The organism is Rhizobium sp. P44RR-XXIV (assembly GCF_001999485.2).
In the GTDB taxonomy this organism is placed as follows: domain Bacteria; phylum Pseudomonadota; class Alphaproteobacteria; order Rhizobiales; family Rhizobiaceae; genus Rhizobium.
In genome coordinates this window covers 1,758,214-1,777,753 of the sequence record NZ_MPVZ02000029.1, presented here as the reverse complement: position 1 = coordinate 1,777,753, position 19,540 = coordinate 1,758,214, and the positions used below count along the sequence as shown (strand labels likewise).

General features: G+C 61.1%; 19 protein-coding genes. 3 read left to right on the top strand and 16 right to left on the bottom strand.

Going from position 1 to position 19,540, the window contains the following annotated elements:
• Positions 1–23: 23 nt before the first annotated feature.
• The 14 genes from BSK43_RS34075 to pcaD all read right to left on the bottom strand — a co-directional run bounded on the left by BSK43_RS34075 (position 24) and on the right by pcaD (position 14,374).
• On the bottom strand, positions 24–854 hold the full coding sequence (locus BSK43_RS34075) for an MBL fold metallo-hydrolase (protein WP_068395434.1): 831 nt from the start codon (positions 852–854) through the stop codon (positions 24–26).
• A gap of 308 nt (positions 855–1,162) precedes the next feature.
• Positions 1,163–1,690, bottom strand: coding sequence for a winged helix DNA-binding protein (locus tag BSK43_RS34070; RefSeq protein WP_077470220.1), 528 nt, complete (start codon positions 1,688–1,690; stop codon positions 1,163–1,165).
• A 51-nt stretch (positions 1,691–1,741) separates the two neighbouring features.
• Positions 1,742–5,395 (bottom strand): hydantoinase B/oxoprolinase family protein, encoded by a 3,654-nt coding sequence (locus BSK43_RS34065; protein WP_077470219.1) that lies wholly within the window; start codon positions 5,393–5,395, stop codon positions 1,742–1,744.
• A 111-nt stretch (positions 5,396–5,506) separates the two neighbouring features.
• Positions 5,507–5,899, bottom strand: a complete 393-nt coding sequence (locus tag BSK43_RS34060) for a GFA family protein (protein ID WP_077470218.1) — start codon at positions 5,897–5,899, stop codon at positions 5,507–5,509.
• 85 nt (positions 5,900–5,984) lie between these two features.
• Entirely contained in the window at positions 5,985–6,701 is a 717-nt protein-coding gene (locus BSK43_RS34055) for an ABC transporter ATP-binding protein (RefSeq protein ID WP_077470217.1), read from the bottom strand.
• The gene (locus BSK43_RS34050; RefSeq protein ID WP_077470216.1) at positions 6,682–7,446 is read right to left on the bottom strand and encodes an ABC transporter ATP-binding protein; all 765 of its coding nucleotides are present in this window, start codon (positions 7,444–7,446) and stop codon (positions 6,682–6,684) included. Before BSK43_RS34050 ends, BSK43_RS34055 begins: the two co-directional genes overlap by 20 nt.
• Positions 7,443–8,450 (bottom strand): branched-chain amino acid ABC transporter permease, encoded by a 1,008-nt coding sequence (locus BSK43_RS34045; RefSeq protein WP_077470215.1) that lies wholly within the window; start codon positions 8,448–8,450, stop codon positions 7,443–7,445. Before BSK43_RS34045 ends, BSK43_RS34050 begins: the two co-directional genes overlap by 4 nt.
• Position 8,451: 1 nt before the next feature.
• A complete protein-coding gene (locus BSK43_RS34040; RefSeq protein WP_077470214.1) occupies positions 8,452–9,315 on the bottom strand; it encodes a branched-chain amino acid ABC transporter permease in 864 nt (287 codons plus the stop codon).
• A 95-nt stretch (positions 9,316–9,410) separates the two neighbouring features.
• Positions 9,411–10,583, bottom strand: a complete 1,173-nt coding sequence (locus BSK43_RS34035) for an ABC transporter substrate-binding protein (RefSeq protein WP_077470213.1) — start codon at positions 10,581–10,583, stop codon at positions 9,411–9,413.
• 151 nt (positions 10,584–10,734) lie between these two features.
• The gene (locus tag BSK43_RS34030; RefSeq protein ID WP_077470212.1) at positions 10,735–11,784 is read right to left on the bottom strand and encodes a 3-carboxy-cis,cis-muconate cycloisomerase; all 1,050 of its coding nucleotides are present in this window, start codon (positions 11,782–11,784) and stop codon (positions 10,735–10,737) included.
• Between the two features lie 3 nt (positions 11,785–11,787).
• Positions 11,788–12,402, bottom strand: coding sequence for a protocatechuate 3,4-dioxygenase subunit alpha (gene pcaG / locus BSK43_RS34025; RefSeq protein ID WP_077470211.1), 615 nt, complete (start codon positions 12,400–12,402; stop codon positions 11,788–11,790).
• Entirely contained in the window at positions 12,402–13,151 is a 750-nt protein-coding gene (gene pcaH / locus BSK43_RS34020) for a protocatechuate 3,4-dioxygenase subunit beta (protein ID WP_077470210.1), read from the bottom strand. The genes pcaG and pcaH overlap by 1 nt, the downstream gene beginning before the upstream one ends.
• A 12-nt stretch (positions 13,152–13,163) precedes the next feature.
• Complete coding sequence (gene pcaC, locus BSK43_RS34015) at positions 13,164–13,568, bottom strand: 4-carboxymuconolactone decarboxylase (RefSeq protein WP_068395455.1); 405 nt, start codon at positions 13,566–13,568, stop codon at positions 13,164–13,166.
• Positions 13,565–14,374, bottom strand: coding sequence for a 3-oxoadipate enol-lactonase (gene pcaD / locus BSK43_RS34010; RefSeq protein WP_077470209.1), 810 nt, complete (start codon positions 14,372–14,374; stop codon positions 13,565–13,567). The genes pcaC and pcaD overlap by 4 nt, the downstream gene beginning before the upstream one ends.
• Before the next feature lie 94 nt (positions 14,375–14,468).
• Here pcaD and pcaQ point away from each other — a divergent pair, with 94 nt between their 5' ends.
• Positions 14,469–15,395: a pca operon transcription factor PcaQ gene (gene pcaQ / locus BSK43_RS34005; protein ID WP_077470364.1), complete on the top strand. Its 927-nt coding sequence runs from the start codon at positions 14,469–14,471 to the stop codon at positions 15,393–15,395.
• A 6-nt stretch (positions 15,396–15,401) separates the two neighbouring features.
• Here pcaQ and pobA read toward each other — a convergent pair whose 3' ends face one another.
• Complete coding sequence (gene pobA, locus BSK43_RS34000) at positions 15,402–16,574, bottom strand: 4-hydroxybenzoate 3-monooxygenase (RefSeq protein WP_077470208.1); 1,173 nt, start codon at positions 16,572–16,574, stop codon at positions 15,402–15,404.
• Positions 16,575–16,686: 112 nt separating this feature from the next.
• On the opposite strand from pobA, the gene BSK43_RS33995 reads away from it, so the two are divergent.
• Complete coding sequence (locus BSK43_RS33995) at positions 16,687–17,574, top strand: helix-turn-helix domain-containing protein (protein ID WP_077470207.1); 888 nt, start codon at positions 16,687–16,689, stop codon at positions 17,572–17,574.
• Positions 17,575–17,782: 208 nt separating this feature from the next.
• On the opposite strand, the gene BSK43_RS33990 is transcribed toward BSK43_RS33995, so the two are convergent.
• Positions 17,783–18,538, bottom strand: a complete 756-nt coding sequence (locus BSK43_RS33990; protein WP_077470206.1) for an IclR family transcriptional regulator — start codon at positions 18,536–18,538, stop codon at positions 17,783–17,785.
• Positions 18,539–18,670: 132 nt separating this feature from the next.
• On the opposite strand from BSK43_RS33990, the gene BSK43_RS33985 reads away from it, so the two are divergent.
• The gene (locus BSK43_RS33985; RefSeq protein ID WP_077470205.1) at positions 18,671–19,531 is read left to right on the top strand and encodes a CoA transferase subunit A; all 861 of its coding nucleotides are present in this window, start codon (positions 18,671–18,673) and stop codon (positions 19,529–19,531) included.
• Positions 19,532–19,540: the final 9 nt, after the last annotated feature.

Here is a 19,540-nt window from a genome sequence, read left to right as displayed (position 1 = left end):
ATCAGGGCGTCGCACGGAAGCATTCAGAGCTGCAGCGATTGCCCGTCAAAGGCCATGAACGCGCCGGGGAAACTCTTCTGCGCGTCTCGCTGCAGCTCGTCCAGTTCGGCGTCGGTGCGCGCCGGCGCATGGTGAAAGAGGGCAAGGCGCTTGACGCCGGCCTTCTTGGCAAGCTTGACGCCTTCCTGCCAGGTGGAATGTCCGAAGCCCAGATGCTTCGGCATTTCCCCTTCGGTATAGGTCGCATCATAGATGGCGAGATCGGCATCGGCCATCAGCGCAAGCGCGGTCTCATCGAGTTTGCCGGCCACATGCTCGGTATCGTAGATCATGGCGATCACCCGGCCAGACCATTCGATGCGATAGCCGATGCAACCACCGGGATGGTTCAGCCGGGCCGTATGCATGACGATGCCTGGATGCGGCTTTAGTGTGTCCTCGGCGGTGAAATCGCGAAAGTTCATCGTCGCGCGACAGATATCGGGTTCGACAGGAAACCATGGCGGCCGCATGAACTGGCCGATCATCTGCCGTGTCGTCGTCTTGCCGGCCAGATGGCCCGACCAGAGATCGACGCTGACCCTAGGATCATAGATGGCACTGAAGAACGGCAAACCGATGATATGGTCGTAGTGCGAGTGCGTGAAGAAGAGATCGATGTTGCGAACCCCTTCCTTTGCAAGCGATACGGCCGCCTCGCGCAGCCCTGTTCCGGCGTCGAATAGAATGTGCCTGCCGTCATGTCTTAACTCTATGCACGACGTATTGCCGCCGTACCGCTCAAATTCCGGTCCCGATACAGGTATGCTTCCCCGCACGCCCCAAAATTTCAGCTCGAAACTATCGTTGTTCATGGAAGTTTTTACACCATTCCCCTTTCGGTCAAAAAAAGCACACTTTTGCCACCGTGCGAAGCCAGCATTTTCCAAAAGTTGTACCGTGGTAAAAACAGGATCATATCGTTTGCTCGATGCAGATCCCTGGTCGGACGCCCGACAGTGGATCGCATAGACCTAATATAGGTACGAGATGGCGAAATAGATAAGCCCCCGTGACTTGTGTCCGGGTCAGGTCTCGCTTCAGGCCTCAGCTCATCGGGTAAAAATAAACTTTAGCAATACGTCATGAAGGTCTTCGAGGGACTTTCGTCCTTGCCATCAGCCTACAGCGTCGCCGCTGATCGCGCGGCCTGCTCGTAGTACCCCGAGAGCGCCCTCAGATGCGAGGCAATATCGGAAAGACCGTCCTGCGAAAGCCCGGAAACCTTGGTCGCCTCCACCAGCAAACGCTCGCGAATTTCGGTGTAGCGCTTCAGCGCTTCCAAGCCCTTGTCGGTGACGCGGATCGTCTTTTCCTTGCCGGCCTTGCCGCTTTTGACGAGACCGGCCGCTTCCAGCTTCTTGATGGCATAGTTGGCGACATGGGTGTCTTCGATATCGAGCACGAGGCACAGATCGGCAAGCGTCTTCGGCCTGTCACGATGGCGGACGGAGTGGATGATCAGAATCTCGGTCGGCGAAAGACCGGGCACGCCGGCGGCAGCCATGCAACGCACCAACCACCGATTGAAAGCATGGGAAAACAGGATCGACCCATATTCAAGCTCGGACAAGGCCGGCGAACTGCCGTCCGCAAGATGTGCGGACGAGACGATCAGTTCGCGCGGCCTACTCTTTTCCTCAGAAGTCACCCGAAAACTCCTTAGATCCGGATCAATGCATCTGCAAACGCAGCAACGCCTCTATTCGTCCCGTTTGCCATAGCCGCCACCCGTGGGAGTAACCACGGTGAAGGCTTCACCGGCATCGAGCACCGTATGGGCAGAGCCTATCAGCTCATCGATCGTGCCGTCATTGCGCCGGACATAGTTGCGCCCGGTCTGGCCCGGCTCGCCGCCCTTGACGCCGAAGGGCGCGACGCGGCGATGTCCCGAAAGCACGGCGAATTCCAGCTTCTCGCGGGTGCGAATGGTGCGCTGCGTGCCGTTGCCGGCATTCCATTTGCCCTGGCCGCCCGAGTTGGGACGAATGTGGAAATCCTCGAGCACCACCGGAAAGCGGGTTTCCAGGATTTCCGGGTCGGTCAGACGCGAGTTGGTCATATGCGTATGCACGGCATCCGCACCATGGAAACCAGGGCCGGCCGGCGCGCCCGAGCAGATTGTCTCGTAGTACTGATAGGCATCATTGCCGAAGGTGAGGTTGTTCATCGTGCCCTGTGCTGCCGCAAGCGTTTCGACCGCTCCGAACAGGCAGTTTGTCACGGCCTGGCTCACCTCGACATTGCCGGCAACGACGGCGGCCGGATATTTCGGCGTCAGCATGGTGCCTTCGGGGATGACGATGCGGATCGGCCTGAGGCAACCGGCATTCATCGGAATATCGGCCTCGACCAGAACACGGAAGACATAGAGCACGGCAGCGCGCGTCACCGGCTGCGGCGCATTGAAATTGTCGGCGCGCTGCGGCGAAGTACCGGTGAAATCGACCGTTGCCTCGCGCTTGTCCTTGTCGATCGAGATCTTGACGACGATCTTGCAGCCCTGATCCATCTCATAGCTGAATTCGCCATCCGGCAGGCGGTCGAGAACGCGGCGCACGCTTTCGGCGGCATTGTCCTGAACGTGACCCATATAGGCGTCGACGACCTCCTCGCCGAAATGGACGATCATCTTCTTGAGCTCAGCGACGCCCTTTTCGTTGGCGGCGACCTGGGCTTTCAGATCGTTGACATTCTGCGCGAGCGTGCGCACCGGATAGCGTGCACCCGTCAGCAGCTTCGCCAGTTCCGCCTCGCAGAACCGTCCGCGATCGAGCAGCTTGAAATTGTCGATATAGACACCTTCTTCCTCGATATGGGTCGCAAGCGGCGACATCGAACCCGGCGAGATGCCGCCGATATCGGCATGATGGCCGCGGCTGGCGACCCAGAAGCGGATGCGCTTGCCGGCATCATCGAAGACCGGCGTGCAGACCGTAAGGTCGGGCAGATGCGTGCCGCCATTATAGGGCGCATTGATCAGGAAGACGTCACCCGGATGGATGACGGGGTTTTCGCGGATCGCCGTTGCAACGGACGCATCCATGGAGCCCAGATGCACGGGCATATGCGGCGCGTTGGCGACGAGATTGCCTTCCGCGTCAAAAACGGCGCAGGAGAAATCCAGCCGCTCCTTGATGTTGACCGAATAGGCCGTGTTCTGCAACGTCATGCCCATCTGCTCGGCGATCGACATGAAGAGATTGTTGAAGATCTCCAGCATGACGGGGTCGGCCTTGGTACCGATGGCGCTGCGCTCCGGCAGGGCTTTGATGCGCTTGAGAACGATATGGTCCCTGGCGGTCAACTGCGCCTGCCAACCATCCTCAATGACGATGGTCTGGTTCGGCTCGATGATGATGGCAGGGCCCGTGACAGTCTGGCCGGGTACGATCGCCTGGCGCAAAACGACCGCGGCGTCATGGCTTGCGCCACCGGAATAGAAAGAGGCACGCAGTGCTGCGTCCGCCTCGCCCTCGCCCGCTTCATCGCGCTGAACGGCGATTTCGGCGGCGGCACCACCGATGGTCTCGATCTCGACCGCCTCTACGACCAGCGGCTTGTCCTCGGCGACGAAACCGAAGCGCCGCTTGTGCAGCGTCTCGAATTCGCCGCGCAGGCGCGCGGGGTCATCGATCTCAGGGAATGTCGTCTCGACAGCCAGGACGGTGTCGGTACCGGCATAACGGATATGGGCGCGCTGAACTGTCTTGATTTCGTTTGCGGGAACACCCTGCGCTTCAAGCTCGGGCAGGCATTCCCCGCGCAGTTCGCCACCCAGCGCAGCAACGGCAGACGGTGCCGCTTCATCAAGGGCAACGCCGAGCGCCTTCTGGCGCGTCGCCCTGATGTCGGCAAGCCCCATGCCGTAAGCCGAAAGAAGGCCGGACATCGGATGCAGGAGGATGCTCTTCATGCCGAGCGCATCGGCGACCAGGCACGCATGCTGCCCGCCGGCGCCACCGAAGCAGTTAAGGGCATAGCGCGTCACGTCATAGCCGCGCTGGACCGAGATCTTCTTGATCGCTTCAACCATATTGGCAACGGCGATGCGGATGAAACCGTCGGCGACATCTTCCGGGCTGCGGCCATCGCCGATCCGGGCGGCGAGTTCGGCGAACTTGCCGCGCACCGTCTCGACATCGAGCGGCTGGTCCTGATTGAGGCCAAAGATCGACGGGAAGAATTCAGGCAAGAGCTTGCCGGCCATGACATTGGCGTCGGTCACCGCCAGCGGGCCGCCGTTGCGATAGCAGGCAGGCCCCGGAAAGGCGCCTGCCGAATCCGGGCCGACACGGAAACGGTCGCCATCGAAATGCAGGATGGAGCCGCCACCGGCGGCAACCGTATGGATCAGCATCATCGGCGCTCGTACGCGCACGCCGGCCACTTCCGTTTCGAAGGCGCGCTCATATTCGCCGTCGAAATGGGCCACATCCGTGGACGTGCCGCCCATGTCGAAACCGATGACATTGGTGAAGCCGGCCTGTTCGCCCGTTTTCGCAAGGCCGACGACACCGCCGGCCGGGCCGGACAGGATGGCATCCTTGCCCTGGAACATGTCGGCTGCCGTCAGTCCACCTGACGACATCATGAACATGACGCGCGCGCCGGTGCGCTCGACATCGAGTTCGTCGCAGACCTGGCCGATATAGCGTCCGAGCACGGGCGACAGATAGGCGTCAATGACAGCCGTATCGCCACGGCCGACAAGCTTGATCAGCGGCGACACTTCATGGCTGACGGAAACCTGCTCGAAACCGAGGGACCGGGCGATGCGGGCGACTGCCGCTTCATGGGCCGGGAATTTGTAGGCGTGCATGAAGACGATGGCGACAGTGCGGTAGCCTTTGGCGAGAAGCTCGCGCAATGCGGCCTCTGCTGCCTTCTCGTCCAGAGCGAGTTCGACCGTAGCGTCTGCCAGCACGCGCTCCTCGACCTCGACGACCTCCTCGTAAAGCGCCTCCGGCTTGACGATCTCCGTCGCGAAAATCTTCTTGCGCTCCTGATAGCCGATGCGCAGCGCGTCGCGGAAACCCTTGGTGGTCACCAGAGCCAGACGCTCGCCCTTGCGCTCCAGAAGCGCATTGGTGGCGACCGTCGTGCCCATGCGCACCTCACCGATCGTATCGGCGGGGATCGGATCGCCCTTGCCGAGGCCGAGATGCAGGCGAATGCCGTGAACGGCGGCGTCGCGATAGGCATCGGGATTTTCCGACAGGACCTTGCGGGCATGGAGGACACCAGACGGGTCCCGCCCGACGACATCGGTAAAGGTGCCGCCGCGATCGATCCAGAAATCCCAACGACCCGAAATCTTCTCCGACAAATCCGCCTCCAGCAGCACTACGCTCATAACGATGATAATATATCGATAAATCGTCAACGTTTTGTCGTCAACATGAATTGCCGAATGCGGCTGCCATCGACGACGGTTTGTCAGGGCAACGCCTGCCGCGAGCCCGATCTATTCCTCCGAGCGGCCTGCTCCCTCACGTTCGCAATCGTATCGTCTGGCAAGCGAAAACGACGGTAGCCAGGATTCGCGGCGGATGGTCCAAAGCTCGTAGGTCGGCGTCAGCTGATTGGGAGCATCCAGAGACCCCAGATTGACTTCGATCTCGTCTGCGCTTCGCGAGAAGACGGACGAGCCACAATGAGGACAGAAAAACCGGCCGGCGTAATCGCGTGTTTCGCCATCGATCACCACCGCATCCTGAGGGAAGATCGCAGAAGCGTGAAAAAGCGCGCCATGATGCTTGCGGCAGTCAAGGCAGTGACAAATTCCAACCCGATATGGGTGCCCTGACGCCACTATTCGAACCTTGCCGCACAGGCAACCGCCGGTGAATCGGTCCATGTCGCACCTCTCTAAAAGCAGGCAGGCGATAAGTTTACGACAAATGGAGCAATCATCGCAATTGCGCGATCCGGAAGGGCGCGTGCTAGTGCAAGCCACCCACGCCGAGCAGGCGCTCGACCACATCATGATCCTGCGCGAGCGCCGCGGGTGTCCCCTTCCAGGCAACCCGCCCGCGCTCCAGAATGATGACGTCGCTCGCAAAGTCGAGCGCACTCTGAATGCGCTGCTCCACCAGCAGGATGGTCATATCGCCTGTTTTGGCGAGTTCGGCGAAGGCCGCCATCAGTTCCTCGCAGATGACGGGCGCGAGCCCTTCCAACGGCTCATCCAGAAGCAGCACAGAGGGGCGGCCGAGGATCGTGCGGGCGGTCGACAGCATCTGCTGCTCGCCGCCGGACAGCTGGCCACCGAGATTCTTTCGCCGCTCCTTCAGGCGCGGAAACATGTCGTAGGCTTCCTGTATCGCGCTTTTCGGCCGTCCCTTCAGCCCGACGGAGAGATTTTCCTCCACCGTCAGCGTCGGGAAGACGTCGCGCGTCTGCGGCACATAACCCAGGCCCTGATGGGCGCGCCTGGCGCTTGGCAGCCCGGCAATTTCGGACGAACCCAGCCGGATGCGACCGTCGTAACGGCGCGTCTGGCCGGCAAGTGTCGCCAGCAGCGTGCTCTTACCCATGCCGTTGCGGCCGAGCACGGCAAGCCGACCACCGGCAGGCACGGAAAAGGAAACGCCTTCCAGCACCCGCGTCGGGCCATAGCCGGCCGATAGATTTTCCACTTCAAGCGGCGTGGCCGGCATTGGCGTAGCTCCCGAGATAGGCTTCGCGCACACGCGCATCCTGCGTCACGTCTTGCGGCGAACCGTCGAAGATGATGGTGCCGGCGGCCAGCACGACGACGCGCTTGGCAAACCGGAAGACCAGATCCATGTCATGCTCGATCATCAGCACCGCGAGATCCGCGGGCAAATCGGCAAGCGCCTGCTCAATACGGCCGGTATCGCTTTGCGGCACGCCGGCGGCGGGCTCATCCAGCAGCAGTACCTTCGGCTTCAGGGCCATGGCGACGGCGATTTCGAGAAGCCGCTGCTGGCCATAGGCAATTTCGCTGACCTTGCGGTGGGCCAGCGCGGCCAGACCAAGCGTGCCGAGCAGCTCCTCCGCCTCAGCCATGACGTCGGGCATTGAGAGGAAATTGCCGAACATGCGGCCGGAGCGGCCCGTTCGCTGCAGGACCGCCATGCCGATATGTTCGGCCGGGGTCATATCCTGAAACAGCCGCGTCACCTGGAACGAGCGCACCAGCCCGCGCCGGACCCGGCCGATGGCATCAACGCGGTTCACATTGTGACCGGCGATATGGACCTCACCGGCGTCGGGCCGCAGATTGCCGGTGACAAGATTGACGAAGCTGGTCTTGCCGGCGCCGTTCGGGCCGATCAGCGCCACACGATCCCCCGGTGCCATGGACAGGCTGACGTCATTGGTCACTGTCAAGCCGCCGAACGCCTTCCTCAGATTCTTGACCTCGAAGATCACGCTCATGGTTGCACCTCCCTGCGGCGGGCGAGATAGGCGGCAGCAGTGCCGTAAATGCCCTTCGGCGCGAAGAGGACGACGAGGATCAGCAGTGCGCCGACGATCGTCAGCCAATGGAATGGATTGGCAGCGGAGACATAGTCCTCGAACAGCATGAAGATCAACGTGCCGACGAGTGCGCCGAACAGCGATCCCGCCCCGCCGAGCACCAGCATGACAAGCGCCTCGGCCGACTGGGTGAACGACAGGCTGTCCAGCCCGACAACCTGGGTCGAGATCGCGGTCAATGCACCGCCGACGCCGGCAACGGCACCGGAAATCACATACATCTTGATCAGCGCCACCTTCGGCGAAGCGCCCATGGCGCGGATACGCAAGGGATCCTGCCGGATGCCGCGGCAGAGCATGCCGAACGGCGAGCGCACGAGGACGCGCAGCAACACGAGCACGATGAGCAGGAGCGCGACGCCGTAGAGATAGGCCGTATGGCCGTAGAGATCGAATTCGAAACTTCCGAACAGCGGGTCCGGGGAAATGCCTGACAGCCCGTCGCTACCGCCGGTCCAGCTCGAGGCCTTGTTGGCGAATTCATGGAAGAGATAGATCAGCGCAATCGACAGCACGAGCTGCGGCAGGCCATGAGCCCGCAGAATGACGACCGAACAGATGAGCCCGGCGACCGCGCCGCCGACGATGCCGGCAAGCGTCATCAGCAGGGGATCGTTGATGCCGTAATGCGCCGAGGCAATGCCGGCTGCGTAGGCGCCGGCGCCAAAGAGGGCGGCATGGCCGAGTGTCGCCACGCCGCAATAGCCGGTGACAAGATCGAGCGACAGAACCAGCAGGGCAATGGCGATCAAACGCGTCAGAAGCGCCAGATTGTCCGGAAACAGGATATAGCCAGCGGCGGCCAAGACCACGATAACGGCGACCGCAATCCCATCCTGTCCAAGAGTACGGTGTCTCGTCACGGCCGGGATTGCCTCTCTTTGCAGGGTCGTCAGCGCCATATTACTTCAACCTCCCGGCAAAGCCGCGCGGGAAAACGCAGATGATGGCAATGACGGCGAGATAGAAGAAGAACTCGCCATATTCGGGCATGAGGTAACGGCCTGTTGTATCAATGCAGCCGAGGATAAGGCAGGCTAAGAGCGCGTCGGAAATGGAGCCTGCGCCACCGACCGAGACGACGACGAGGAAAGTCACCATGTAACGCAGGGCATAATAGGGCTCGACCGGCAGCAACTCGGCACCCACGACGCCGCCGAAGGCGGCAAGCCCGACGGCAACCGCGAAGCTGACGGCGTAGACGATCTCTGTGCGCACGCCGAGGGCGGCCGCCATCGAGGCATTGTCGACAGAGGCGCGCAGCTTGACGCCGAACGAGGTCTTCTCGATCGTGTACCAAAGCGCCAGTGCGACGATGAGACCACAGACGATCGCGAAGATGCGATGTGTGCCGATGGTGCGGAAGCCGAGGTCGACGGACCCTTGCAGGTTGCCCGGCAGGGGTATGGTCTTCAAGGTCGGGCCGAAGACATAGTTTGCAATGCCGATGATGCAGAAGGTGATGCCGATGGTCATCAGCACCTGCGTCAGTTCCGGGGCGCCGTAAATGCGCCGGTAAAGCAGCCGCTCGATCGGGATCGAAATGATGACGGTGCCGACTACGGCCAGCAACACCGCCACACCATAGCCAAGCCCCAGATCCCGCGTCGCATAGGAGGCGATATAGCCGCCGATCATGGCGAAGGCGCCGTGGGCGAGATTGACGACGCGCATCAACCCCATCGTCACTGAAAGGCCGATGGAAATCACGAACAGCACCATGCCGTAAGCGAGGGCATCGACTGCTATGCTGAGCACGGTTTGCATTGATATGACTGGTCCGGTTGTTGTGGCGCCGACCTTCGGGCTCCATCTGAGCAGAAGCAAATTCCGCTCAGATGGGAGCTAGCGGTGAGAGCGTCCTACTTCGCTGCCGCAAGGCCGGGATCGCCCTGCTTTTCGAAGGTCTGGATCTCCTTGTTGTAGTATTTGCCGTCATCGCCCTTGGCGACTTCGCGCAGATATATGTTCTGCGTGATATGGCGGCTGTCGGCGTCGATGGTGACCGGACCGCGCGGGCTGACCCAGGAGAGGCCCTTCACGGCATCGACGGCCTTCTGCGCATCCTGCTTGCCACCGGTCGCCTCGATCATCTTGTAGATGACGTGCATGCCATCAAAAGCACCGACCGCCGGGAATGTCAGCTCGGCCGGATTTCCGATCGCCTTGTCGGCGGCAGCAACGAAAGCCTTGTTTTCAGGCGAGTCGTGCGAAATCGCATAGTGGAACGTGGTCTGCATGCCGAGGGCCGCGTCACCTAGCGCCGGCAGGTCGGATTCCTGCGTCAGATCGCCGGGCGCAAACAGCTTGATGCCGCCAGCTTTCAGGCCGTTTTCATTATAGGCCTTGACGAAACCAAGCGTCGTCGGGCCGGACGGCAGGAAGGCGAAGACGCCCTGCGCGCCGGAATCCTTGATGCGCTGCATGATCGGGCTGAAATCGTTAGTCGACAGCGGCATACGGATCGCCTGCACCACTTCGCCGCCCTGCTTCTCGAAACCGGCCTTGAAGGCATTTTCGGCGTCGACACCGGGGCCGTAGTCGCTGACAACAGAGATGACCTTCTTTACACCGCCGTCATAGGCGACCTTGGCGATCGGGGTCGAGGTCTGCCAGGTCGTGAAGGAGGTGCGCACCACAAGCGGGCTCTTGGTGACGATTGCCGATGTCGCGGCATTGAAGATCACCATCGGCACATTGGCCTGCTTGAGGATCGGCGTCACCGCCATCGCATCCGGCGTGAAATAGAAGCCGGCGAGATACTGAACCTTCTCTTTGACGACCAGCTCCTGCGCTAGCGCCTTCGATTGGGCGGGGTCAGCCTGCGGCACGTCGCGGTAGATCACCTCCACCTCGTCATTGCCGACCTTCTTGCCGTTCATGGCCATATAGGCATCGATGCCGGCCTTGAAATTCTTGCCCTGCAACGCAAACGGCCCCGAGAAAGGTCCGATGACACCGACCTTGATGGTATCGGCATAGGCAGCGCCGCCAAGGGCAACGGCCGCGATGGCGGCCAAGACAAACCGTTTCATTCTTTTTCTCCTCCCGGCAGCTCGGATTCTGAGCCGCATCCAATCTTCAAACCTCGTCCATCGCCAATTTCTCATACGAAATGGTGATGTAAAATGAAATAAATGCTTCAATCCATAATTTATGGGTTATGATTTTAGTCCAACACGTCACTCAGGATGCCGCTCCCAGGCGTTTGATCGTCCCGAGCAATTGCAGCGCCTGACGCAACGATGTAGCCGTCGCCACGACCATCTGCGGCAATAGAAGCCATTCCAGCGTCCAGGCAGCACCCGAACGCTCCTGTTCGTGAACGAGCGACTGATGGATGCCGGAGAGCTGGACGGCGTTGAAGCGCGCCAGCGTCACCAATATCTCCGCCGCAACCGGATTCTGCTTGTGCGGCATGGCGGAAGAGCCGCCACCGCCGGCAAGCTCGATTTCATCCCCGGCCTGTGCCAGAAGCGCTACGTCCTGACCGATTTTGCCGAGACTGCCAGAGATCATCGACAGCAGTCCCGCAAATTCGGCGATCCGCCCGCGCTGGCTCTGCCATTGCGGCTCATCGGTCAAGCCGAGCGCCTGCGCCAGCGCGGCCCGTATTTCATCCGCCTTCGGCCCAAACTTTTCGAGCGTACCAGCGGCACCGCCGAACTGCAGGGGAAAACTCTCCTGCGTCAGCCGATCCCGATATTGCTCGAGCGGATGCCGCCAGGCGCGCAGCCGGTCGGACACGGTAATCGGGATTGCGGCCTGCATGCGGGTTCGACCCATGAGCCTGTTCGGGCCAAACTGATCGTCGAGCTTTTGAAGTCCCGCCGAGACGGCAAAAAGACGACCGCTCAACAGGAAAGCCACCGCCTTCAGGCGGATCATGAGACTTGTGTCGATGACATCCTGACTGGTAGCGCCGAAATGGACATGGCTGCCGGCATCCTCGCCGACGGCCTTGCGCAGTTGCCTGACGAGGTCCGGAATGACGACCCCGTCCGTTGCCGTTGCCGCCTTCAGGCTCGAGAGATCGGGTTCGAAACTGGCGCAGACCTCGCCAATGCGCTGCGCGGCGGCCTGTGGGATCACCCCATGCTGCGCCTCGACCTTGGCGAGAGCCGCCTCGAAGTCGAGCATGGCGCGGATCTCGGCTTTCACCGAAAAATAGCCCGAGACCTCCGCGTCACCGAGGAGGCCGGACAGAAAAGGGTGATCGAAAGGGGAAATGCTCATGGCCTATATATCGAGGAAAACAGTTTCCCTGTCTCCCTGCAAATGCACATCGAAGGTATAGACGGAGCCTTCCTTCGTGGCGATCAGCGTTGCCAGACGGTCCTTATGCTCGATGCGGGCAAGCAATGGATCTTCGGCATTGGCGCTCGTCTCCTCGGGAAAGTACATGCGCGTATGCAGCCCAATATTGATGCCGCGCGCCACGATCCAAAGAGTGATATGCGGCGCCATCTTGCGGCCGTCCTTGAAGGGAACGCGGCCGGGCTTGATCGTTTCGAAGCGAAAGGTCCCGTCTTCCGAACTTGTCGGGCAACGACCCCAGCCGGTGAAATTGGGATCGGCCGTGCCGCGCAGCTCCGAGGGACTGTTGTAAAGCCCGGCGCTGTCGGCCTGCCATATCTCGATGACCGCATCCTTGACCAGCCCGCCGGCACCATCGAGGATGCGTCCAACAACCGTGATACGCTCGCCATGCGTCTTGTCGTTGACCATAGAGGTGCCGAGATCCGCGTCATAGACGCCGCCGATTTCGCTGTAGTTCGGAGTAAGGCCGATATGAACGTAAGGGCCTGCCGTTTGCGACGGCGTTTCCTTCAGATAGCCGAGTTCCTGTACCATCAGTTGCCCTCCAGCCGGTTTTCGAACAGGGTCGAACGACGACCGCGCAGCACGATATCGAATTTATAGGCGCGCGCGTCCATCGGGATCGTATTGCCCCAGTCAAGCGGCGCGATCAGCTGCTCGATGGCCTGCTTGTCGGGAATGGTCCCGACGATCGGACATTTCCAGATCATCGGATCGCCCTCGAAATACATCTGCGTGATCAGCCGCTGCGCAAAGCCATGGCCGAAGACGGAGAAATGGATGTGTGCCGGGCGCCAGTCATTGACGCCATTCGGCCAGGGATAGGCCCCGGGACGGACCGTGCGAAAGGCGTAGTGGCCTTGCTCATCGGTAATCGCGCGGCCGCAGCCGCCGAAATTCGGGTCGATCGCCGCGAGGTAAGTTTCCTTCTTGTGGCGATAACGACCGCCGGCATTGGCCTGCCAGAATTCGAGCAGCACACCCGGCACCGGCCGGCCACGTTCGTCGAGCACGCGGCCATGCACGATGATGCGTTCGCCGATGGCGCTTTCGCCCGGCTTGGCGAAATTATGGATCAGGTCATAGTCCAGCTCGCCCAGGATGGAATGGCCGAAGACAGGTCCGGTGATTTCGGAGATCGTGCCGTCGAGCGAAAGCAATGCGCGCTGCGGCGAACGCAAGACTGAGGTCTTGTAGCCAGGCGCAAAGGCCGGCGGATGCCAGGCACGGTCGCGGGCAAAGAAGGCGCCCGTTTCGGGCTTGCTGTTGGTTCTGTCGGACATGTCTGCCTCGCTTCAAGCCGCCCTTTCGGCGTCCATCTGTTCAAAAACTTGCTTAGCGATCTTGATCGCATGGTTCGCCGCCGGCACGCCGGCATAGATCGCCACGTGCAGGAGCGCCTCGCAAATGTCATCGCGTGTCGCACCGGTGTTGCGCGTGGCGCGCACATGCATGGCCACCTCATCGTCCTGACCAAGCGCAGCCAAAAGCGCTATTGTCACGATGGAACGCTCACGCCGGCTGAGCGTCGGGCGCGACCAGACATGCCCCCAGGCTGCTTCGGTGATCAGCTCCTGAAAGGGCTGGTCGAACTCCGTTACTCCCTGCTGGGCACGGTCGACATGGTCGTCGCCGAGCACGGCCCGTCTGGTCGCCATGCCTTGCTGATAGCGCTGGGATGGCGTGGTGGGGTCATTCATGGGGCTTGTTCTCCACGCAGGACGACGTCGATGAAGGCACGGATGACTTCGGTCAACGCCTCGGGTTGCTCGACGCAGGGAATGTGACCGGCGTCCTTGATCACTTCATAGCGCGCATTCGGAATAAGCTTGGCCATCGACAGCACGAGGTCGGGCGGCGTCGAGCCATCCTGATCGCCGACGATGCAGATCGTCGGTACGGCAATCTTGCTGGCCGCCTCTGTCAGATCGGCGTCACGGAGCGCAGCGCATGTCGCGGCGTAGCCCGCCGCAGGCTGGCGGATCAGCATGTTGCAATAGCCAGCAAAGGCGATGTTTTCCGGACGACGGAACGCCGGCGTGAACCAGCGCTCCATGACGGCATCGACAATCGACTCGATGCCTGCGGCCTCGACCTGCGCGATGCGGGCGTTCCAGCTGTCGGCCGTGCCGATCTTGTGGGCTGTGTCGCAGAGCACGAGCGCCCGCACCAGATCCGTGCGCCGCTGATAGAGCGACTGGGCGATCAGCCCGCCGACGGAGAGGCCGCAAATCACGGCATCCTTGACCGAGAGGAAATCGAGCAGACCGGCAAGATCGGTGGCATGGTCCTCGATCGAATAGGGCATCTGGCCGAGATCGGAGAGACCATGGCCGCGCTTGTCGTAGAGCACGATGGCGAAATCACCAGCCAGGCGCACGATCACATCACGCCAGATTCGGAAATCGGTGCCGAGCGAATTGGCAAAGACAAGAACCGGCTTGTCGGCGGGGCCACCGATGATCTGATAGTGGATCGTGACGTCGTTGATGCGGGCAAACTGCACTGGAAATCTCCTCGCGGGCGAGATTGGATGTATAATCTGGTTAGGTAAAATGATATTTCTTCGCTCTACGATAACTCCAAGGTTATGAATGAGCATGCTCGACGCGCGCATCAAATTCCGCCATCTGCAGACCTTTGTCGAGGTTGCGCGCCAGAAAAGCGTGATCAAGGCGGCCGGTCTGCTCAATATCAGCCAGCCAGCGGTAACAAAAACGATCCGCGAGTTGGAGGAAGCGCTTGGTGTCGCCGTTTTCGAACGCGACGGGCGCGGCATCCGCATCACTCGGTACGGCGAAGTGTTTCTCCGCCACGCCGGCGCGGCACTCTCGGCCCTTAGACAGGGGCTGGATTCGGTATCGCAGGAGCGGTCCGGCGAGGCGCCGCCAATCCGCATCGGCGCGCTGCCGACGGTTTCGACGCGCATCATGCCGCGAGCGATGGAATTGTTTCTCCGCGAGGAAACCTGGAGCCGCATCAAGATCGTCACCGGCGAAAACGCCGTGCTTCTGGAGCAGCTGCGTGTCGGCGATCTCGACCTTGTCGTCGGCCGGCTGGCGAGCCCGGACAACATGACCGGTTTCTCCTTCGAACATCTCTACTCGGAGCAGGTAGTCTTTGCCGTTCGGGCCGGTCATCCCCTGCTTTCGGCAAAGCAATCGCTGTTTTCCGATCTCAGCCGCTACACGCTGCTGATGCCGACACGGGGCTCGATCATCCGTCCTTTCGTAGAGAGCTTTCTGATCGCCAATGGCGCCGGCGGACTGCCCAATCAGATCGAAACCGTGTCCGACTCCTTCGGCCGCGCCTTCGTTCGCGCGAGCGACGCCATCTGGATCATCTCAGCCGGCGTCGTGGCCGGTGATGTCGATGACGGCCTGCTAGCCCTGCTGCCGATCGACACCAGCGAGACGAAAGGCCCGGTCGGATTGACTGTTCGCACCGACGCAGTGCCTACGCTGCCATTGTCGATCCTGATGCAGACGATCCGCGAGGCGGCGGCCGAGGTCGCCAGGAAGCTCTAAGTCAGTTCAGAACGGTAGGCCGACATAGTTTTCGGCAAGCGCCGTCGATGCGGCGCGGGAATGGGTGAGGTAATCGAGCTCCGCTTCCTGGATCTTCTGATCGAAGTCGCTTGTATCGGGAAAGCGATGCAGCATCGTCGTCATCCACCAGGAAAAGCGTACCGCTTTCCAGACCCGGGCGAGCGCTCGGGTCGAATAGGCCTCAAGCCCGGCATTCGAGCGATCCTGATAGTGCTCGGCAAGCCCCGAAAACAGATAGTGCACGTCGCTTGCCGCCAAATTGAGCCCCTTGGCGCCGGTCGGCGGGACAATATGGGCGGCATCGCCGACGAGGAAAAGCCGACCGAAACGCATGGGTTCGGCCACGAATGAGCGCAGTGGCGCGATCGATTTCTCGAAGGATGGCGCGGTGATCAACGTTTCGGCGTGATGGGCCGGCAGGCGTCGGCGTAATTCGTCCCAGAAGCGGTCATCGGTCCAATCCTCGATCTTCTCGTCGAGCGGACACTGAATGTAATAGCGGCTGCGGGTCATCGAGCGCATCGAGCACAAAGCAAAGCCACTGGGATGATTGGCATAGATCAATTCGTGATTGACAGGCGCCACTTCGGCCAACACGCCGAGCCAGCCGAAGGGATAGACCTTTTCGAAATTGCGGATCGATTTTTCCGGAACGGCCTTGCGGCTGACACCGTGAAAGCCGTCGCAGCCGGCGATGAAATCGCAATCGATGCGATGGGAAATGCCATCCTTGTCATAGGTCAGATAGGGCGTATCGCCATCAAAACCGTGTGGCTGAACATTCGCCGCATTGTAGATGGTCTGCGCGCCGCTTTCCTCGCGATGGGCCATCAGATCGCGGGTCATCTCTGTCTGGCCGTAGATGAGAACCCGCTTGCCGCCTGTGAGACCATGAAGATCGATGCGATGATCGCGCCCGTCGAAGGCGAGCGAGAAGCCGTCATGCGGCAGGCCTTCGGCATGCAGGCGCGCGCTGGATTTCGCCTTGTCCATCAGCGAAACGGTGCCTTCCTCCAGCACGCCGGCGCGGACGCGACCGAGGATATAATCCTTACCAACGCGATCGAGAACGACGTTATCGATGCCGGCTTCCGTCAATAGCTGGCCGAGCAGCAGCCCGGACGGACCTGAACCGATAATGGCGACTTTGGTGCGCATCGTTTCCTCCCATGCGTGTCTTTCACCTAAGTCTGTCCGGCGCGCGACACGCCCGCAATGGACAATTCGTTCAGGAAATTGCACAAACCAAACATGGCGGAGGAGAAGAGCCATGACGAGGAACGTGCCGACCTATGAGCTCTATGGTGAAAATACCGGCCGAAAGCCGGATTTCTGGCTGCATTGCGAGACTATACCGTCGCGCAGCAGTCTCCATCACTGGGAGATCCGCCCGCACCGGCACGAGAGCTTCTTTCAGATCTTGTACATAGATGCCGGATCGGGCGACGCGGTCTTCGATGGCGTCAGCCACATGATTTCGCCGCCCGCCGTCATCACCGTGCCGCCTCATCTCAATCACGGCTTCCGATTTTCCAGGGACATCGACGGCTTCGTCATCACGGTGCTGATCTCGCATTTGAAGACTTCTCCGGGCGACCGGAGCCGACTGGGCACATGGCTCGCCGATCCGCATCTGACCTTGCTCGATACCGCCGGTGCCGATGCCGCCTACGTCGCAAGCACCCTGCGGCGGCTGGGCGAAGAATTTGCCAGCCATCGCAACGGCCGCAACGATCTGCTCGAAGCCTATCTGACGTCTGCACTGCTGCTGACGGCGCGCATTGCCCAAAGGGCCGACGAGGGATCAAATGCCGGCGACGAGAGCGAGCGGCGGATGGAGATGCTGCAAGGCCTCATCCAGCATCATTTCCGCTCGCACAAACCAGCTGCCTTCTATGCGGAGGCGCTCGGCATTTCGCCCGCCCATCTCAGCCGTATAGTCCGCAGCAAGACCGGGCATGGCGCCCACGAGCTAATCACCCGCAAGCTGCTGGATGAGGCCAAACGCGAACTGGTCTTCACCTTCGCGACCGTCCAGGAAATCAGCTTTCGCCTCGGCTTCGCCGACCCAGCCTATTTTTCCCGGTTCTTCGTCAAGCAGACCGGGGAAACGCCGCGCGCCTGGCGTATCGAGGAGCGGGAAAAGCTGGGGATGTGAGCTGGGTGATCGCCTATAGCAATGGGCGGAAAATAGAGGCCAACATCCGCCCTCGCCCTTCGAGACGGCCCTTTGGGCCTCCTCAGGGTGAGGGCTAATCCTCCGGCGTGGCTGCCAGCTAACCACAAGCCGTCATCAAAGGCGCCGCTCGCTCCATCCTCATCCTGAGCCTGTCGAAGGACGAGGATGGCCTCGTCGGCCCTAAAGATTACGGCAGCACCAGCCGCAGCGCCTTCTGCGTTTCCTTCAGCAGCGGCAGAAAGCGCTCCACCATCTCGGCCGCCGCCACATAGGCAGCCGGCGCGCCGATATTGATCGCCGCGACGATCTTGCCGTGGTCGTTTTCGATCGGAACGGCGATAGAGCAAAGGCCGATTTCCAGCTCCTGGTCGATGAGAGCATAGCCCTGCGCCCTCACCCGCTGGAATTCCGCCATCAGTTGATCCGGATCCGTCTTGGTATTCGGCGTATTCGCCTTGAGATCGGTGCGTGAGAGAACGGCGCGCGCCTCGCTTTCCGGCAGGGACGCAAGCAGGACGCGCCCCATCGAGGCGCAGAAGGCCGGAAGGCGACTGCCGGGCGTCAGATTGATCGACATCACACGGCGCTGCGAGGCGCGGGCGATGTAGACGACCTCAGTTCCGTCGAGCACGGAGGCGGAAGCATTCTGACTTGCCCGCTCGGAAAGCAGGTCGAGATGGGGTTGGATGATGATCGGCAGCGGTGTCGCCGCCAGATAGGCATGACCGAGCCGCAGGACTTTCGGCGTCAGGGTGAAGAATTTTCCATCATAGACCGCATAGCCAAGCTCGGAGAGCGTCAGCAAAGAGCGGCGCACAGTGGCGCGGTCAAGCCCCGTCAGCTTCGACGCCTCAGCGATCGTCAGGCGCTGCCGCGTCTCGCCGAAGGCTTCGATGACTTTCAGACCCTTGGCAAAGCCGCTGACGAAATCCGTTTCGCGCATCCCGCATCTCCCATTCGCAGGTCAGCTTGTGCGATATATGAACAAATGTCAAATATCGCACAAATTTATTGACGACCTCAGGCTGAAGGCGCTTATTGGCGACAACAGGACAGCATTTGTTGAGGAGGCCCTATGGCGAAGATCCTATCGCTTTCGCAGGCGGTGGCGGAGAATGTGCATGATGGCGACACGGTCGCCATGGAGGGGTTCACCCATCTCATTCCCTATGCCGCCGGCCACGAAGTCATCCGCCAGGGTAAGAAGGACCTCTACCTGATCCGCATGACGCCGGACATTCTCTACGATCAGCTCATCGGCGTCGGCGCGGCTCGGGGCATGAAATTCTCCTGGGGCGGCAATCCCGGCGTCGGTTCGCTCCATCGCTTCCGCGATGCCGTCGAAAACCAGTGGCCGCGACCGCTCGAGATCGAGGAGCATTCGCATGCCGCCATGGCCAACGCCTATGAGGCCGGTGCGGCGAACCTGCCTTTTGCCATGCTGCGCGGCTATATCGGCGCCGACCTTCCCAAGGTCAATCCGAACATCAAGAGCGTCACCTGCCCCTTCACCGGGGAGGTGCTGGCCGCCGTCCCGGCGATCCGGCCCGATGTTTCCATCATTCACGCGCTGCGGGCTGACCGGAAGGGCAATGTGCTGCTCGAAGGCATCGTCGGCGTGCAGAAGGAAGCGGTGCTTGCCGCCAAGCGTTCGATCGTTACGGTCGAGGAAATCGTCGACGAGCTGAACCCGCCCTCGCCCAACTCCGTCGTACTGCCGACCTGGGCGGTCACGGCAGTCGCCCAGGTACCGGGCGGCGCATTCCCGTCCTATGCGCAGGGCTACTACAAGCGCTCCAACGCCTTCTACATCGCCTGGGACGAGATCGCCCGCGACCGCGACAGTTTTCTTGCCTGGATCGACGAGCATGTAATGAAGGCCAGCCCCGAAGACTTTGCTAGATATGCCGGCAACGCGCCGGCCAAGTCGGCGTAAGGAGGTCAA

Excerpts from the sequence above, each read along its gene's own strand:
- pcaQ (WP_077470364.1), top strand. The coding sequence starts at position 14,469 with ATGCTCGACGCGCGCATCAAATTCCGCCATCTGCAGACCTTTGTCGAG.
- BSK43_RS34040 (WP_077470214.1), bottom strand. The coding sequence starts at position 9,315 with ATGCAAACCGTGCTCAGCATAGCAGTCGATGCCCTCGCTTACGGCATG.
- BSK43_RS34055 (WP_077470217.1), bottom strand. The coding sequence starts at position 6,701 with ATGCCGGCCACGCCGCTTGAAGTGGAAAATCTATCGGCCGGCTATGGC.
- BSK43_RS33985 (WP_077470205.1), top strand. The coding sequence starts at position 18,671 with ATGGCGAAGATCCTATCGCTTTCGCAGGCGGTGGCGGAGAATGTGCAT.
- BSK43_RS34065 (WP_077470219.1), bottom strand. The coding sequence starts at position 5,395 with ATGAGCGTAGTGCTGCTGGAGGCGGATTTGTCGGAGAAGATTTCGGGT.
- BSK43_RS34035 (WP_077470213.1), bottom strand. The coding sequence starts at position 10,583 with ATGAAACGGTTTGTCTTGGCCGCCATCGCGGCCGTTGCCCTTGGCGGC.
- BSK43_RS34075 (WP_068395434.1), bottom strand. The coding sequence starts at position 854 with ATGAACAACGATAGTTTCGAGCTGAAATTTTGGGGCGTGCGGGGAAGC.
- pcaH (WP_077470210.1), bottom strand. The coding sequence starts at position 13,151 with ATGTCCGACAGAACCAACAGCAAGCCCGAAACGGGCGCCTTCTTTGCC.
- BSK43_RS33990 (WP_077470206.1), bottom strand. The coding sequence starts at position 18,538 with ATGCGCGAAACGGATTTCGTCAGCGGCTTTGCCAAGGGTCTGAAAGTC.
- BSK43_RS34050 (WP_077470216.1), bottom strand. The coding sequence starts at position 7,446 with ATGAGCGTGATCTTCGAGGTCAAGAATCTGAGGAAGGCGTTCGGCGGC.
- BSK43_RS34030 (WP_077470212.1), bottom strand. The coding sequence starts at position 11,784 with ATGAGCATTTCCCCTTTCGATCACCCTTTTCTGTCCGGCCTCCTCGGT.
- BSK43_RS33995 (WP_077470207.1), top strand. The coding sequence starts at position 16,687 with ATGACGAGGAACGTGCCGACCTATGAGCTCTATGGTGAAAATACCGGC.
- pcaC (WP_068395455.1), bottom strand. The coding sequence starts at position 13,568 with ATGAATGACCCCACCACGCCATCCCAGCGCTATCAGCAAGGCATGGCG.
- pobA (WP_077470208.1), bottom strand. The coding sequence starts at position 16,574 with ATGCGCACCAAAGTCGCCATTATCGGTTCAGGTCCGTCCGGGCTGCTG.
- BSK43_RS34060 (WP_077470218.1), bottom strand. The coding sequence starts at position 5,899 with ATGGACCGATTCACCGGCGGTTGCCTGTGCGGCAAGGTTCGAATAGTG.
- BSK43_RS34045 (WP_077470215.1), bottom strand. The coding sequence starts at position 8,450 with ATGGCGCTGACGACCCTGCAAAGAGAGGCAATCCCGGCCGTGACGAGA.
- pcaG (WP_077470211.1), bottom strand. The coding sequence starts at position 12,402 with ATGGTACAGGAACTCGGCTATCTGAAGGAAACGCCGTCGCAAACGGCA.